Source organism: Lysobacter capsici, assembly GCF_018732085.1.
Lineage (GTDB): Bacteria > Pseudomonadota > Gammaproteobacteria > Xanthomonadales > Xanthomonadaceae > Lysobacter > Lysobacter capsici_A.
The window spans coordinates 3,030,568-3,046,567 of sequence record NZ_CP076103.1 but is presented as its reverse complement, the minus strand read 5'-3'; the positions used below and the strand labels follow the sequence as shown (position 1 = coordinate 3,046,567).

Genomic DNA, 16,000 nt, shown 5'->3' with positions numbered 1-16,000 from the left:
GATGATTCCTTGTCACCGGGTTGGCATCCTGCGAAAAGCAGCGCCAACGACAATAGGCAAACATGCGACGGAAACTTCACGACGACAACTTGGCCGCGGCCGCGATCTTGTTGATACTGTAAAGCGTGGCGAGTTGGGCGCTCGCATTCTGGTAAGACGGCTCATGCTCGAAGCCGGTCATGCGGAATTGTTGGCGGATGTGGCCGTTATTGCTTGCCGAAAGCAACGGGGCCTTACCGGAGCTGATCGGCACCGTGCCGTCGCCGCCGCCATCCTGTTTTTCCGCCTCGAGTTCCCAATAGCTGCTTTGGTACGTGCTGTAAGCGCCACCGCCATACGGATTGTAACTTGTGACCACTTCAGTCTTTCCGCCGACATGCAGCGGATTGCTGCCGTCGTCGCGAACCTGATCGAACCGCATGTTCCTCACTTGATCGGCGCTAGGCGCGGGCTTGTTGTCGGGCTTCGCTCCAGCCCTCATCTTCCAGCGGATCGTCTCGAAGCTCGCGTGCTTGGAATCGGCGCCGTAATACACATAGGTCACCGGATGGTACTGGCCTTGGATCTGTTTGTGAAAACTGCGCGATTCCTTGATGTTCGAGGCGAACTGGTCCCAAGACAGCGGACGCCCGCCGGCGGGCCTCAGCCATTCTTCGCGTATTAGGCACCACCAGCGATCCCGGCGCAGATAAATATCGTCATAGGGATTTTGCGTAGGCTGTACTTCGATTTCTTTTCCGCTCGCATCCTTGACCTTGAGCCACTTCGCGCGGTACTCCGCGGTCGGCAACAACTGCAAGGCGCCAGGCGCCTGCGAAAACACCGCGGTAACTTCTTGCCCGTTGCTTCCGATGACCAACCCGGCCACGTAGCTTTCGTCCTTCATGCCCACCTTGCAACGCCGATAGGCCACCGCGGCGCCAACCGCCGGCATGACGCCATGCACGATGCCTGCGATTTTTTCACTCATTCCAGGCAGCGATACGCATCGGCGCGCGACCAGTCCTCCCATCGAATGGGTCACGAGCACGACCTGCTCGCATTTGAAGCCGTTGCCGTTGTTGCTCTTGATCACCTGTTCGATGCGTTCCTGCAAGCGTTCGGCGCCGATCGTATTGGACGCCAGCCAGTTATAGCCGCATGCATAAACGGGCATGCGAAATTTCGCGCGCTTGAGCAAGTCGTCCGAAGTCACCCCGCCCAGCACTGAAAACGGGTTTTCGCCGCGCGTGTCGGCATACGTGGAAGGATTGAAACCGCGCATGTCCATAGGGATTCCCGGATGCAACTTCGGCTCCGGCGGACGTTCACCCGGTTTCGGCGCGGCGCTGAAAGCCAGATAGCTGAAATCGTTCCATCGCGCGGGATTGAAGCCCTGGCCGTTCAAGCGGTCTTCCAGCCAGAGCAGGAAGCCGTGATAACTGCTTTCGGCCACCTCGCCCCAAAAGCGCTGAGTGCTGTATTGGCTCTTGTTGCTTACCGAACCCTTGATTTTGCTCGGCACGCTGCCTCCGGGATCGACCCGGGTCCTGGCGGGGTGCATGAGCCGTTGCCGTTCGGCGGAATTAGCGAACGCCATCTTGCGCGCAAGCCCCAGTGGCTTGCCGAATGTAGTATCCAGGCGCCATACCTCGTCGCCGTTCAGATCCATCAGGTTCGAGCCCATGATCCCGGGAATGAAGATCACCGGCAGCACCTTCATCGGCGGCAAGACCAAACGCACCTGATCAGCGAGGTTCGTGCTGGTCAGTCCCCATTTGTAAGTCGGCTGTCCCTGGGCATTGAATAGGCCCAGCGCTTCTCTCGCCTTGTCAGGGGGCACGCTCATGACTGACCTCCGCTCGCTTCACCCAGCATTTCGATCACTATGTTTTCGGGATTGAGTCCCTGCTGCAAATCGATGTTCCCCATCGCGTCGGTGACCCCGCGGATCTTCGCGCCGTCGGCGCGGGTAATGACATAACGCTGATTCTTCGCGGGCTCTCCATCGGCAAAAACCGCTTGAAAACGCTCGTTGAACTTCGCGTCCGGCCAGCTGTTCAACTCGCGCGACAACTGCGCCGGCCCCACGAACGACTTCTTCGCCGCATGCACCGTGATCGTGCCCGGGCAATTGATGACGATGTTGCCGCCCTCGATGGTCACGCTGGCGCCGCCGGCGGTGGCCAGATGCACGGTCTTGCCGGCGGCCAGCTCGACCTCGGCGTTGACCGAGACGATCTTGAGTTGATCGCGCGATTGCAGGCTGAGTTGATCGTGTTGCGCCTCGAATTCCAGCTTGCCGTTACCGGCGACCAGGCTCAGTGCCGGATCGTTGCCGGCGCACGCGCCTTCCACCGCGTTCGTCAGCCAACCGATCGCCTGGCCGGTGTGGATGCGCAGGTCCTTGGCGACGGCGAGGTTGCTCGACTGGCCGCTGGCCACGGTCAAGGTTTCGCCGGCCGCCCATTGCAGGCTCTGTCCGGCGATGAAGCCCACGCCGGCGGGTGCTGCCAGCCCCAGCAAGGCGTCGCCGCTGTGCGGGACCTTGCCCTCGCCCGCGTCGGATTTGCGCTCGATCGACTGGCCGAGCGCGCCATCGAAGTCCGCACCGTCGACCGTGGTCTTGGCGCTGGTCAGCAGCGCGCGCAACGGCGGCTGGTCGTCGATCAAGGCCGATTGACCGGCCTTGGTGACGCCTTCGTGCGCGGCCAGCTTCACCGTCTGATGGGTGCCGGCCACTTTCGACAGCACTTCGCCCAGTTGGCTGGCCTGCTTCAGCAGCGCGGCCGCCGCGATGGTTTCGCCGGCCGGGGTTTCGCCGTTGATGTCGTAGGCGCTGATCCACAGCCCGGCCTGGGCGCGTACCGCGCCCCATTGGTCGGTGCGCAGTTCGAAGCCTTCTCCGCGGAAGCTGCCGCGGTAGTTGTCGGCCTGATGGATCAGATGGCCCAGGTTGAGCTGGGTCGCGGCCTGGGTGGTGGCGAGCTGCAGGCGCAGTTGCCGGTCGCTGTCGTCGAACACCAGCCGGTTATGGCCGCCGCCGCCGAATTCCTTGGACTTGATGCCGACCAGCGCGGCGGCATTGCGATGGCCGTCGGCGTCCTGGCTCATGCCGTGCCAGGCCGGCGCGTGGCCGCCGGCGCTGTTGGCCTGCGCGCTGGGGCCATGGTCGCTGGCCTGCGCGTACACGGCCGCGTCGCCGTCGCGCGAGGCCTCGCCGGGCGTGGCCAGCACCCCGGCCTCGCCTTGACCGTTGTACAGCGCGCCCACGATCACCGGCCGGTCGATATCGCCGTCGAGGAACGCCACCAGCACTTCCTGGCCGATACGCGGCAGGAACTGGGTGCCCACGCCGGGACCGGCATACCGCTGGGCCACGCGCAGCCAGCAGCTGTGATTGGATTCGGCTTGACTGGCGCCGGCCTCGCCGCCGCTTTGCTGGAAGTGGAACTTGACCCGCAGCCGCCCCAACCGGTCGCAATACAGCTCATGCGTACCCTGCGGGCGGGTCGCGCCTTCCGGGCCGACCACGATCGCGGTCTGGTAGCCCGGCGCGGTCGGACGCGGGTTCAAGCGCGCGCCGGTGCCGTCGTGCAGGACCGGCCGCCATGGCTGCTCGCGCGGCACGGCGACGAAACTGTTGGCGTAACCGACCGTTTCGGCGCGCGCGAGCACTGCGTTCCAGGTCGAGTCCGATGCGCCCGGCAAGCCCCTGAGCGGAACCCGCGGCGCGGCGCCGAAACGCGCGGTGACGCTCTCGATCACGCTCTTGGGCAGGTTGTTGACGCCCGCATGTTGCACCGCCACCAGCAGCGCTTCGCGCGGTGTGTCGGCTTCCGATTGCGGGGCATCGGTCAATGCGAACCAGGTGCCGCTGCGGAAGGTGCGCACGGTGCCGCGGCCGAGCCAGATCGTGCGTTCCGAGGCCCTCGCCTGCGCCAACAGGCCGGCGTAACGCTCGGCCTCGGCGCGATCGGCGAAGGCATACAGACCGACCGGGTCGTAGACCTCCAACTGCGCCGCGGTGTCGGCTTGCTCGCCCAGCGGCACGCTCGCCACCTGGGTCTGCAGTCCCTTGTAGTCGGCGCTGAGCAAGGTCAGCGCGGTCGACGCGATCCGCCGCACCGCGCCGAAGCTCTGCACGGTGTCGCTGTCTTCGGTGGTGTCGCTGCGGTGGAAGCGCGTCGCGCCATAGGCGGCGTCGCTGGTTTCCTGCGGGCTTTGTCCGCTTTGCGCGAACAGCACCATGCGATGCCCGCCGGGCGCGTCGCCGTCTTCTTCCAGCCGCCAGCCCAGGCCTTCCTCGGCCAGCAGGCGATCGACGAAGGCCGCATCGGTCTCGCGGTATTGAACGCAGTAACTGCGCGGCCGCGCGCCGGCCAGGAACGGCCCGGCTTCGTCGCTCCATTGCCACACCGCCAGCGGGGTGTACGCGGCGAATACCGCCTCGACGATCTGGGCGACGGTCTTGTCCTGGTAGACCCGGCTGTGACGGCCCTGGCCGAGCAGCCAGGTCCACGGCACCAGGCACAGCCGGTAGCGCGCGAGGCCGCCTTCGCTGCCCAGGCACTGCGCTTCGCGCACCAGCCCCGAACGCGACGTCTGGCCGCCGTCGGCGAGCCGGGTGTTCAAGACCGCATGGCGCCCGAGGAACGCGTCCAGCGGCCGCCGCGCATCCACCGACAGCACGTCGATCCACCATTCGAAGCCGCCCGACAAGGCCTCCCAGCCCTGCCAGCGCTCCACGGCCCAGTCTTCGCCGGCGCCTTCGTCCTGCGGCAACGCCAGCGTGTACAACCGCTGCGCACCGATGAAGCGGGACAGTCCCGCCAGAATCTGCTGCATTCCTTCGCTGCTCACGCCCTTCTCCTTGCGCGCACACGAACCGTGTCGGCCCGTGCCAGCCTCGGCAGGCCGCCTCCATGGCGACCTCTCCCGCAAGGTCCCAGTGTATCGGAACCGCGGGCCGGTAGAAGACCCGGGCCCGGCGCCCGGCCGCGGCCCTGAAACCGTGACTTGCTGGGCCTTTTTTGCACCTCGATTCAGCCAGATTTCGAGCGAAACCCGCCCTCGCCCATCCGCAGCCGCCGGCCGCCGCGACGCCGGCGCCGCGTTCTGTAGAATCCGAAGCGTCTTTCCCGCACTTCAATGGACTGTCATGCAGGATCTGGAAGAGTTGTTAGCGCCGATTTCCGACGCCGCCCCGTCCGGCTCGGATATGTCGTTCTCGATCGAGTACGACGTCATTCAAGAGGCGCGCCGCGCCGACGATCCCTCGCTCGAACAGGGCGAATGGGTCACCGACCTGAAGGTCGCCGACTGGCAGTCGGTCGCCACCCAATCCACCAAGCTGCTCAAGACCGCCACCAAGGACCTGCGTCTGGTGTCGTGGTGGACCGAGAGCCAGACCCAGATCCACGGCTTCGCCGGCCTGGCCCGGGGCTACCGCCTCGCAGCCGCGCTGTGCGAGCGCTTCTGGGACGACATCCATCCGCAGGCCGAGGACGGCGATCAGGAACAGCGCATCGGCAACCTGATCTGGCTGCTCGAGCACTCGACGAAATGGTCGCGACGCCTGCCGCTGATGCAATCGCCGCAGGGGCGCTACGGCATCGCCGACATCGAACTCGCGCACGCGCGCCGCGGCAGCGAGGACGGCAACGGCCCGACCGTCGAACAGATCGAATCGGCGCGACGCGCCACGCCGCGCGAGTACTACCTCAAGCTGATCGAAGTCGTGCCCGATTGCCGCGAGGCGCTGCGCGAACTCGAACAGATCATCGACGCCCGCCTGGGCCACGAGGGCCCGAGCTTCGCCCAGGCGCGCGATCAGCTCGAGCACCTGGTCGACACCACCCGGCGCTTCGCCCGCGAAGCCGGCGTGCTGATCGACGGGGTCGCCTCCGATCCGCAATCGCCGGGCGAACGCATCGACGGCGCACTCGACACCGACACCGCACCGGTGCGCAGCCAGAGCGCCGGCTCGCCTCCCGGCGCGATCGAATCGCGCCGCGACGCGATCGTGCAACTGCGGCGCGTGGCCGAGTTCTTCCGCCGCACCGAACCGCACAGCCCGGTCGCCTACCTCGCCGACAAGGCCGCGCGCTGGGGCGAAATGCCGCTGCATGTGTGGCTCAAGCGGGTGATCAAGGACGAGAGCACGCTCAGTCAGATCGAGGAGTTGCTCGATAGCAACGACGGCAATCACAACGACTAGCGCCGACGTGGTCGCGCTTGTGGAAACGCCGCCCCTGGGGCGACGTTTTCGTGAACAGTTACGGCAAGTCCCGTCAAGCCAACAGGCATCTTCTTGGTGCTTTCGTCTGGCTAACGTACCTGGCACACAGACGCCTGCTTACAGCGATCGACGCGCACCGCGTTTTCCGGTCCCAGCCCGCTGACTGAACTTGACTCCATTCCAAGCCCGATTCGAGCCAACGATTCGAGCCGTCGATCACGATGCACGGGGGTTACCTTCAGCAAGAAAAGCTAGCCGATCCAGCTCCCGACCAGCACCTTTATCTGTTCGATGAATTGCTCTTCCAGCACGCACACCACCGTCAACTCGCTCTCACTCTCGTCGATCCAATGCCGGACGCCTTCGCCTTCCTCGGGCGTCTCTTGGACGATGCGTACGATACGGCCATTCACCTTCGACCGGGCTGAAAAGAATCGATTTCTCCGAGTCATGTTTCCGGCTCGATCGAACGTGTAATCCACGCCGGCGTAACTGCGTTCCCGAGCCCATTCGCAAGTCAGAGAGACGTCGCCGACCACGCGCTTCATTCGCGTGTCGTCGACACGGGTATGCAGGCGATCGCCGGTCGGATCGTTCAGGAAATTCGATATGCGAACGGCCTAGACAGCGATTCGGTCCCGCGCATGCGGCGCACGACGAAGGCTTCGGGTTCGAGCGGGGATTTGACCCGGATCAGGCGCGTGTCCTGATTGAGCTGGACGAGCTTGGCCAGGCAGGCCGGTGTGTATCCGTACACGGGGAGCGTCCTGTTTTGTCGTGATTGCGTTGTCGCTGCAGCGTCTCTACGGGCGTGCTTACCTTCTGCACTACGATTGCGAGCGGGGATTGCGGACCTTGCTCGCGAGGTTGCGCGGGGCATGCAACCCGCCCCGCGATCATGTGCCGCACCTGCCGACTGGCGACAGGTTCGCTTCATCCCCCGTTCGATGTCTTGCCTATGCGGGCTCAGCGTATTCGCGCGCCGGCGCGTGAATTGCGACAACGATCAGAAAAATCGGCGATTCGTCGCGTTGTGTCACATCCAGGCACACAACACGGCAAATGGACGAATGTCGTGCATATCGTTGATGCCGCGATGGCGCCCGTTGCGAGCCGCTCGTCTCGAGCTTTTCAGTCCGGCTCGAAGGCACCGCGCAGAAGCGCTGCGCCGTGAATCGGCTGCCTACAACACCTTGAATGCGATGCGCCGGTTGCGCGCGCGGCCTTCGGCGGTGGCGTTGTCGGCGACCGGCTGGTCCGGGCCGGCGCCGAGCACGCTGAGCAGGCCGCCGTTGACGCCGCGCACCTGCAGGTACTGCTTGACCGAATTCGCCCGCGCCAGGCTCAACCCCAGGTTCGATTCGCGGCGGCCGGCGGCGTCGGTGTGGCCGACGATCAGCACCCGCTTGTTGCCGATCTGCTTCATCGCCGCGGCCATCTCGTCGAGGATCAGCTCGCCCTTCGGCGTCAGCGTCGCGCTGCCGCTTTCGAACTCGACGATGCGGTTGGCCAGCGCGTTGTCGAGCAGGTTCTGTTGCGCGCCCGCGGCGATGCGCAGCTGCTTGCCGTCCACCGAATAGGTCGGGTTGTTGATCCGCGTCGACAGGCCGCTGACGATCTGCTGGCGTTGCAGCTCGTTGGCGACGTTACCGCTGACCCGCACCGCGTTGCCGTTGATCTCCAGCTTGCCGGCGGTAACCTGCTGCAAGTCCGGCGCGAGCATGTTGACCACGTTCTGGCGCCAGTTCGGCGGCGCGACGACGCCGGGGCTGACCTCGATGCGGTCGATCACCCGCTCGTTGCCGTACAGCTCGCGCAGGCGCGTGAGCACCGCTTGCTTGCTGGCTTCGTCGGGCACCTTGCCCGAGGCGATGATCGGCTTGGGCGCGCCGGCGCCGACGGCGGCGGGCAACGCGGTCTGTGCGTGAACGCCGGACGCGGCGAGAGCCACGGCCAACGCGATCAGCGCGACCGCCCGATGCGGGAATAAGAAAGTGCGGCGCATGCTCACGCTCCGAGAAAGGTTTCGCCGAAGGCCTTGCGGGCCACGCGCAGCGAGAGGTCGTCGCGTCCGATGTAGCTGACCAGCTTGTTGAGGGCGTAATCGCCGGCCACATGCTCGTCCACCCATTCGGCGTCGTCGACACGGATGATCTGCTCGCCGGCGACTTGCGGGTCCAGCACCGCCTGCAAGGTGCGGCCGTCGGCGCCGTTGAAGCCGATGATCAGCCGCGGCGTCGCCTCGTCCTGGATCAGGATCGCCAGTTCGAAGTCGGCCCGCGCGATGAAGCCGCTGATCAGGTCGAGCCAGAACGCGGCGACCATCGGCCGGTACAGGGCGTCGCGCGGCAGCGGCAGCGACAGCGCCTTGTCGATCTGCGACGCCGCGCCGGTCAGCACCGGCTGCAACAGCAGGCCGAGCGCCGGCAGCACCCAGCGCAGTTGCACGTGGCTGTGGCCGGACTGCTGCAGCAGGTCCTGCAGCGAACCCACGTCCTGCAGGTCCAGGAAATCGGTGAACGCCGCGTCGTAGACGCTGGGATCGGTGTTGACCGCGATCTTGTTCTCGGACAGTTCGCGCAGCAGGTCGGCGGCGTCCTCAGCCTGCACGGCCTGTTTGCCGAGCTTGGCCATGCCGGTCCACATGCGCGCCAGCGCCAGCGGGCTGCGGGCGATGAACGCCAGCGGCTGGGCGATGTCCAGGCGGGTCGCCGACAGGAACGGAAAACGCCGTTCGGTGGCGTCGCGACTGGGCAGGAAGTGGCCGCCGATCGCGAGCCGGCTGCGCGAACCCAGGAACGCGAAGTGCATCGGCGGCGCGCGGTCGTAGAGCTGTTTCCACGACGGGTCCTGGGCCAGCAGTTCGACTCCGGCGCCGGCCCAGCGATCGAGCAGCACCATCAGCTGATGGCTCTCGGGCGTGCGCACGAAATCGCCGCGCGAGGGCAATTTGCCGAAGTAACTTACCTGGGCCATGGCTTCGATGGTCGCCATTACAGGCCTCCTGCCGGCGCGGCGGCGGTGGGCGCGGTCGGTGCCGCCGGTGCGGTCGGAGCGGCCACGACGGCGCCTGCCACTTCACGCGGCAGGCGCTGTCCACGATCGCTGCCAGCATCGGGCCTGGAATCGGCCTTGATCGGCGTGCGAATGACGCGCAACTCGAAATCGACGGAGATGTCGTCCTTGTTCAACGACATGAGGAAGTGCTTGTCGCCGCCGCTGCCCTTGCCCTTGTAAGCTTTTTCGAAGAGCTGGTTCAGGCCCTTCGATCCGGGCTCGTTGAACACTTCGACGCTGCGACCGTCGAGGGTGACCGCGTCGATCCGCACGCTGCTGGAATTGACCAGTTCGATCGTCTTCCACTGCGGCGGCTCGTTGCGATAACGCAGGGTCTGCCCATCGATGGTGATCGTGTACTCGCGACCGGTGGCCGCTCCGGGCAGGATCTCGATCACCATGCCCGAGTTCGCATCGCCCTTCGAAGCGCCGCTCGCACCGCCCACCCAGTTCGAATAGTTGGCGGTGAACTCAGGCCGCAGACTCACGCCCATATTGGCCCACTGCTGCGGCGTCATCACCGTGCCGCGACGGATCACCAGCGCACCGAGCGCCTCGTTGCCGAACTTCGCGATCGACCCGTTCGCGCCGAACACCACGTCGCGATCGGCCTGGGTGGCCTCGGCGGTGGCGCTGGCGTTGTACGGATACAGCTTGCCGATGCCGTCCTCGAACGGCTGGTAGACCTGCTCGACCCAGGTCCGGTTGATCTCGCCCTCGGTCGGGCGTATCAGCGCGGCGAAGGTCTGCATCAGCGGACGCACCAGCAACGGACGCATCGCGTCGCGCTGGCTTTCGTTGAGGCCATTGAGCATCTGCTCGTCGATGATCTTCTCGATTTCGAAGATCTCCGAGCCGCTGCCGCGCTCCAGCGTTTCCTGCATCAGCTTGCGCGCGCCCGGACCCGGATCGCCCTGGGTCTTGACCCCGTTCAGGCGCGAACGCAGCTTGCCCATGGCATCGAAGTAGGCGTTGATCATCGGCGGACTGCTGTCGCGTTGCGCGAACAATCGCGCCAGGCCGGCGAATTCCGCGCCGATCGGCCCCATCTGCACCGCGACCTGCTTGCCGGTGTTGGGGTCGACCTGCACGTTCATGCCGGCCGGCTGGCGGCGCAGGATGGTGCGGTTGAACCACTCCACGATGCCCTTCTTGGCCACGCCGAGGGCCTTGTTGGCGGCCTCCGGGTTGTCCCAGATGGTTTCGTTGTTGACCGCTTCGAGAATCTTGCGCAACGGCGAGTTCTGCGGATCGCCGATGGTGTTCATGCGGGTCACAGCCTGATCGAAATTGCCGAAATCGCTGACCGTCACGCCCTGCATGAACTTGCGCCATTCCTGCGCGTATTCGGTCTTGTACAACTGGGTGAGTTCGCGCGCGATGTGCTCGGGACTGCCGCTGAGGGTGAGATCGCCCTGCACGGTGTCGGCCAGCACCCAGTCGGTGGCGCTGAGCTGTTCGTTGGCGGCCTGCTTGATCGCGTCCTTGACGTAGTCGTCGTAGGCCTTGCGCGAGAACGCGCCCGACACGCGATAGCTGCCGGCGACGCCGGCGCGCGCGTTCTCCTCGCCGATCAGCGAGGCCACGGTGATCTGCGGGAACCGCACCGAGGCGCGCTGCTTGATCTGGTCGTAGACGCGGTCGCGCGCCGGGGTGCCCTTCATGACGCCCTTGAGCACGCTGCGGCTGTCGCTGACCAGGGCGAATTTCTCGTCGATGGTCGGCCAGCCGGGTTGTTCGTACTGGCTGACGTAGAACGCCATCAGGCGCTCGGCCGAGCGCGCGAGTTCCTCGCGCGACATGGTGCCGCGGTTGTCGTCGAGCCAGCCGCGCCAGAACCGGGTCAGCTGATCGCTCAGGTGACTGCCTTCGACCTTGCTGGTGTCGGCCAGCATCAGATAGGTCTTGAGCGCGTTGTAGGCGTCGTTGGCGTCGGTCGGCGACGCGTCCTGATACAGGGTCTGGCCGACGTTGACCTGGGCGGCCACCTGCGCGGTCGCGCTCGCCGCATCGGTGACCTTGACCCGCGCGCGGTTGGCCAGCACTTCGCTCAGATAGGCTTCCAGCTTGGTCTGCACCGGCGTGAGCATCAGCTGGCGCATGCCGTGGAAATACTCCTCGCGCACCTTCTTCTCGATCCGGCCGCCCTGGTACAGGCCCAGGCCCATCGACAGCGAATGCTGCTCGCGATAGCTCTGCAACTGCTCCAGCCGCGCCTGCAGCACCAGCAGCGCCTGGATCCGCGACTGCACGTCGAAGCGCCCTTCCTGCAAGGCCTTGGCCTGGCGCAGGTCCTGCACCGAATTGGCCACCAGTTGCCCGTTGCTGCGGTACGACCAGCCCCAGCCGGCCAGGCACAGTCCGAGCAGCGCGAACGAGGCCAGGAACATCACCTTGCGCAGGCGATTGCTGTTGGGGCTGGAATACTGCCGCACCAGTTGCTTGTCGGCGAAGATCACCTTGCGGAACAGGCCGAGCAGGAAGTGGCCGTTGTCCGACATCGGCGCGCGCTCGGCGGCGCTGGCGCGCGGGCGCAATGCGAACTGGCGCGCGATGCGCTCGGACGCGTGCTGCACCGACACGCCTTCCTGCAGCGCGCTGGTGAAGTAGAAGCCGCGGAACACCGGCTTGAACTGGTAGGGATTTTCCTCGAACAAGGTGGCGATGAAGGTGCGCAGCGCCGGCTTGATGCCGGTGAACTCCATCGGCAGGGTCAGCAGGCCGGGGCCGATTTCGCGCCCGCGCTGCATCGCCATCTGCGACAGGCTCATTTCCTTGAGGCCTTCGGACAGCTCGTCGAAATGGCTGTCGAACGCGGCGAGCGCGTCGGTCTCGCCCTTGGCGTCGTAGGGCAAGGTCGCGCCCCACACGTTCTCGCGCTCGGCCGGGTCCAGGCCCTGGAAGAAATCGGCGAAACCGGCGATCAGGTCGGCCTTGGTGAACACCACGTAGACCGGCACGAACACTTCCAGCCGCTCGGTCAGTTCTTGCACGCGCTGGCGCAGGTTCTTGGCCAGTTCGATCGCAAATTCGGGCTTGCTGCCCGACAACTCGGCGATCGAGGCGGCGATGATCACGCCGTTGATCGGCGCGCGCGGGCGGTTCTTCTTGAGCAGGTCGAGGAAGGTCAGCCATTCCAGGCGATCCTCGGGGCTGACCGTGTAGCGGCCGGCGGTGTCGAGCACGATGCCTTCGGTGGTGAAGTACCAATCGCAGTTGCGGGTGCCGCCCAGGCCCTGGATGACGTTGCTGCGGTTGTCCTCGAACGGGAAACGCAGGCCCGAGTTGAGGATCGCGGTGCTCTTGCCGGCGGCCGGATTGCCGATGATCGCGTACCACGGCAGTTCGTACAGCGCCGCGCTGCCCTTGAGCAGGCCCAGCTTGGACGACTTGATCGCCTTGACCGCCTCGGCCATGCGTTCGCGCAGTTGCTCGGTGTCGGCGCGCGCGGCGGGCTTGGCGGCGACCACCGCCTGCTCGGCATGCTGCTGCACCATCGCGTCGAGCTGCTTGGCCGCGCGCGCAGCGAGGATCCGGCGCACGATCCACACCACGATCCACACCAGCAGCGCGAGCACCGCCAGGGCGAGGATCCAGCCGCCGATGGTCTTGAGTTTGTCGGCGCCGAAATACGCCACCCCACCCACGGCGAACACGCCGATCGCGGCGATCACCCGGTAGTCGGTAAGAAAATATCTGAGCCTGCTCATCAAGTACGTCGTCCGTGTGGGCTGCTAGGTGCGCCGCTTAGGCGGCCTGATCGTCGCTGCGATCGGCTGGGGTGGAGGAAGGAGGAGGAACCGGCGTCACCGCGATCGCCGCGCGCGCTTGTCCGTCGGCCAGGCCGACCGCGAGCACCGGCGCGCGGGTGCTGCGCGCCTGCGCGGCGGCGACGGCGATCACCGCCCACGGCGCGACCGCGCCCAGATGGCCGCAGGCCACGCCGAGGTTGAGGCTCTGGCCGACCGGATCGAGTTCGGGACACACCACCGCGATCGCGCTGGCGATCTCGATCGCCCGGCTGGGACGGTGATCGGCATCGCTGACCACCGCGGTGACCGCGTCCGCCGATTGCGTCGTGCAGGCCAGCGCCTTGTTCATCAGTTCCGAGCTTTGCCGGGTGGCGTTGCGGCTGGAGGTGCCGGCGGCGACGTGGCCGCGCTGCAGCACGTGCAGTTCCAGGGCCTCCGGCGATGGGTCGCGGCCCGGTTCGGGCGGGCCGCTGAGCCACAGCCCGGCCGCGCCTTCGCCGGGGACCAGGCCTTCGGGACGGCCGCTGCCGAACAATCGTTGCGAGGCTTCGAGGCTTTCGATGCTGCTGTCGCCGAGCTGCGACGCGCAGGCCAACAGCAGATAGCGATCGGGCGTGACTTCGCCGTGGTAGCGCCGGCCGATCTGGTCGATCAGGCTCCAGCCCTGGCTCGCGTCGTTGACCGGCACGATTTCCACCGCGATCCGGTCGGCCGGCAGACCGAGCGATTCGGCCTTGCCCATCACCCAGTCGCCGAGAAGCTGACGGGCCGGCTGCGGCCAGGATTCGGCGACCAGCAGCAAGGTGCGCAGGCGCGACTTCGGCGGCGCGACCGCATCGGAACGGCGACCGGACAGCGAAGGCGCGGGCTCGCCGCCGAGCGGCGTCAGCCCGGCCACCACTTCGGATTCGAGCACGAGCAATTGCTCGACCACCGGTTCGAGCAAGGCGATCGCGCGCAGTCGTTCTTGCGGGAACAGATGATCGAAATCGTGATCGGGCGCGATCACGCGCAGCGCGTCGGCCATGGCGTCGGTGTCCACGTCCTCCACCGCCACCGCCATCACCGGCATGCCTTGGGCGTTCTTCAAGCTCGGATGCAATCCCGGGCGCACCGGTTCGACCAGGTTCGCCGCGGCTTCTTCGGGAGTCGTGCCGATGGCCAGATGCACGGCGGCGGCGTGCAGGTGCAGTACGTAGTCGACTGCGGGCGCATCGTGCTCACCGGATTGGCCCGCGCCCTTCGCCGCCGACGCGGGCGCGGCGGCCTGTTCGGCGGCGCGCTCACGGCGCTGGCGCAGGCCGTAGCGCACCAGCAGCACCGTGCCGATCGCGAGCAGGGGCAAGCCGCCCAGGTACAGCGCCAGGTCCGATCCGCTCGGCTGGGTGTCGTTGACCTGCCACGCCAGCACCACCACGAACCAGATCGCACCGGTCAGCAGGGCCAGCAGCAGGATCATCTTGAAGGCTTTCATGCCGGGACCTTCCTCATCCCGGTCTTGCCTGCGTCCATGTCAGACCAATGCACGTGCTTCATCCTTGAGTGCCTATCCGTCTTATCGTGCCGGCGTATCCATCAGGCGTCGACCGTGGCGTGGAATTGCCCGGCGATCAGATGCGCGCCGCAGGCGGTCATGTCGCCGTGGCGCGCGATCGGCTGACCGTCGACGATCAGGCTCGAATCGCCGCTGGCGATGACGGTGGGGCCGTGCAGGCTGCAGATCACCCGATCGCCGATGCGGGCGAGCGGGCGGCCGTCCACGTCGGAGGCCTGCGAGCCGCTGACCACGGCGCCGCCGTGGTCGATGCAGTCGCCGACGAGAATGAAAGGACGGGACATGGCCATGCTCCTGTTGGCGAGTGACGATCCAGATGTCAGCCGGGACGATAGCAGGAGTGGGTCCGCTTTATCACCCCGGGGCCGTCGCCCCGCGTCCCGGCCGGGCCGACGCCGGCCGCGGTCGGCGGCCGGTTCAGCCCGCGCCCGCCGCCCGCCGCGCGGCACGGCACTGGGCCTTTTGTTCCAGATGCACGTAGTCCTTGATGCTGCGCCATTGCCCGCCCCACTCCAGCCCAGCCTCCTGGGCCAACTGGCCGTACAGGAAATAGGCGTCGCGGGTCCAAGCGTCGTTCATGTCCCACTGCAGCTTGCCGTTGCGGATCGGCGCGCTGTCCACGGCTAGGCCGTACTGGTGGCAGCTCTGGCCGGCGCCGGCGCGGGTGGCCTTGCCGCCGGCGGCCAGCTCGGCTTGCCGTTGCGCACTGCGGAAGCCTTCAACCAGCACCATTTTGATGCCACGACCTTCCATGACCTTGTAGATGGCCAGCACGCGTTGCTTGAAGTCCGGGTCGATCTGTTCCCAGCGACGGTCGGCGCTGACGATCTGTTCGGGCGCGGCGATGCTCAGGCGCGCGGTCGGCGAAAGTTGCGCCAGTTCACGTTCCGCCTCGACGAAGACTTCCGGCGGCGGCGGTTCGGGCGGCACCAGGTTCTCGCCTTCGAGCAGTTCGCGTATCTGCGAACTGGACGCCACCGGGATCGGATCGATGCCGCCGTCCAGGATCACCTTCTGCCGCAACCCCAGGATCAGCGTCACCGGCAACACCACCATCGCCACCGCGGCGATCAGCAGATACTTGTTGCGCGACATGCGCCGCGCATAACGCGTGCCTTTATTGCGTAATGCTTGCCCCGAATCGCTGGCCTGGGTCGATGCTCGCTGGCGCAGTCGGTCGCCCGCCGCGCTGCCGCGACGCAGCATTCGCGCCAACACCGCTCCCGCTGCGTCGCGCGCGTCGGGAAACATCGCCAGCCATGCGGCGACGCTCAAAATCACGAAGAAAGAGCCGATCACAATCCAGACCACGCGCCGCGCCTCATCCTTGGGTCAGTGCTCCGCGAGCCGCCCGCATGCTTGCGTGCGCGCCCGAATTGACGCCTGCGTCGGCGTTCGCCCAGAATGCCGACGAGG

The 16,000-nt window shown here is 66.4% G+C and carries 11 protein-coding genes; 1 reads left to right on the top strand and 10 read right to left on the bottom strand.

Features of this window, described 5'->3' with window-relative positions:
* Window positions 1-76: 76 nt before the first annotated feature.
* A complete protein-coding gene (locus tag KME82_RS12870) occupies window positions 77-1,828 on the bottom strand; it encodes an esterase/lipase family protein (protein ID WP_215498863.1) in 1,752 nt (583 codons plus the stop codon).
* Window positions 1,825-4,827, bottom strand: coding sequence for a type VI secretion system Vgr family protein (locus KME82_RS12865; protein WP_215499063.1), 3,003 nt, complete (start codon window positions 4,825-4,827; stop codon window positions 1,825-1,827). The genes KME82_RS12870 and KME82_RS12865 overlap by 4 nt, the downstream gene beginning before the upstream one ends.
* A 313-nt stretch (window positions 4,828-5,140) precedes the next feature.
* Here KME82_RS12865 and tssA point away from each other — a divergent pair, with 313 nt between their 5' ends.
* Window positions 5,141-6,199, top strand: coding sequence for a type VI secretion system protein TssA (gene tssA / locus KME82_RS12860; RefSeq protein ID WP_215498862.1), 1,059 nt, complete (start codon window positions 5,141-5,143; stop codon window positions 6,197-6,199).
* Window positions 6,200-6,471: 272 nt separating this feature from the next.
* On the opposite strand, the gene KME82_RS12855 is transcribed toward tssA, so the two are convergent.
* From KME82_RS12855 to KME82_RS12820, 8 genes are all read right to left on the bottom strand, one after another.
* Window positions 6,472-6,768: a hypothetical protein gene (locus KME82_RS12855; protein ID WP_215498861.1), complete on the bottom strand. Its 297-nt coding sequence runs from the start codon at window positions 6,766-6,768 to the stop codon at window positions 6,472-6,474.
* A 47-nt stretch (window positions 6,769-6,815) separates the two neighbouring features.
* Window positions 6,816-6,977, bottom strand: a complete 162-nt coding sequence (locus tag KME82_RS12850) for a hypothetical protein (protein ID WP_215498860.1) — start codon at window positions 6,975-6,977, stop codon at window positions 6,816-6,818.
* A 426-nt stretch (window positions 6,978-7,403) separates the two neighbouring features.
* Window positions 7,404-8,225 carry an OmpA family protein gene (locus tag KME82_RS12845; RefSeq protein ID WP_215498859.1) on the bottom strand — a complete coding sequence of 274 codons (822 nt, stop codon included), beginning with the start codon at window positions 8,223-8,225 and terminating at the stop codon, window positions 7,404-7,406.
* 2 nt (window positions 8,226-8,227) lie between these two features.
* Window positions 8,228-9,214 carry a type VI secretion system-associated protein TagF gene (tagF, locus tag KME82_RS12840; RefSeq protein WP_215498858.1) on the bottom strand — a complete coding sequence of 329 codons (987 nt, stop codon included), beginning with the start codon at window positions 9,212-9,214 and terminating at the stop codon, window positions 8,228-8,230.
* Window positions 9,214-12,987 carry a type VI secretion system membrane subunit TssM gene (gene tssM / locus KME82_RS12835; RefSeq protein ID WP_252255734.1) on the bottom strand — a complete coding sequence of 1,258 codons (3,774 nt, stop codon included), beginning with the start codon at window positions 12,985-12,987 and terminating at the stop codon, window positions 9,214-9,216. Before tssM ends, tagF begins: the two co-directional genes overlap by 1 nt.
* 37 nt (window positions 12,988-13,024) lie before the next feature.
* The gene (locus KME82_RS12830; protein ID WP_215498856.1) at window positions 13,025-14,503 is read right to left on the bottom strand and encodes a hypothetical protein; all 1,479 of its coding nucleotides are present in this window, start codon (window positions 14,501-14,503) and stop codon (window positions 13,025-13,027) included.
* A gap of 101 nt (window positions 14,504-14,604) precedes the next feature.
* Complete coding sequence (locus KME82_RS12825) at window positions 14,605-14,868, bottom strand: PAAR domain-containing protein (protein WP_215498855.1); 264 nt, start codon at window positions 14,866-14,868, stop codon at window positions 14,605-14,607.
* A gap of 133 nt (window positions 14,869-15,001) precedes the next feature.
* The gene (locus KME82_RS12820; protein ID WP_252255732.1) at window positions 15,002-15,895 is read right to left on the bottom strand and encodes a M15 family metallopeptidase; all 894 of its coding nucleotides are present in this window, start codon (window positions 15,893-15,895) and stop codon (window positions 15,002-15,004) included.
* Window positions 15,896-16,000 lie beyond the last annotated feature (105 nt).

What these genes read in the sequence shown, in the direction of transcription:
- KME82_RS12845 (WP_215498859.1), bottom strand. Translation starts at nt 8,225, where the DNA reads ATGCGCCGCACTTTCTTATTCCCGCATCGGGCGGTCGCGCTGATCGCG.
- tssM (WP_252255734.1), bottom strand. Translation starts at nt 12,987, where the DNA reads ATGAGCAGGCTCAGATATTTTCTTACCGACTACCGGGTGATCGCCGCG.
- KME82_RS12870 (WP_215498863.1), bottom strand. Translation starts at nt 1,828, where the DNA reads ATGAGCGTGCCCCCTGACAAGGCGAGAGAAGCGCTGGGCCTATTCAAT.
- tagF (WP_215498858.1), bottom strand. Translation starts at nt 9,214, where the DNA reads ATGGCGACCATCGAAGCCATGGCCCAGGTAAGTTACTTCGGCAAATTG.
- KME82_RS12825 (WP_215498855.1), bottom strand. Translation starts at nt 14,868, where the DNA reads ATGTCCCGTCCTTTCATTCTCGTCGGCGACTGCATCGACCACGGCGGC.
- KME82_RS12830 (WP_215498856.1), bottom strand. Translation starts at nt 14,503, where the DNA reads ATGAAAGCCTTCAAGATGATCCTGCTGCTGGCCCTGCTGACCGGTGCG.
- tssA (WP_215498862.1), top strand. Translation starts at nt 5,141, where the DNA reads ATGCAGGATCTGGAAGAGTTGTTAGCGCCGATTTCCGACGCCGCCCCG.
- KME82_RS12865 (WP_215499063.1), bottom strand. Translation starts at nt 4,827, where the DNA reads ATGCAGCAGATTCTGGCGGGACTGTCCCGCTTCATCGGTGCGCAGCGG.
- KME82_RS12855 (WP_215498861.1), bottom strand. Translation starts at nt 6,768, where the DNA reads ATGAAGCGCGTGGTCGGCGACGTCTCTCTGACTTGCGAATGGGCTCGG.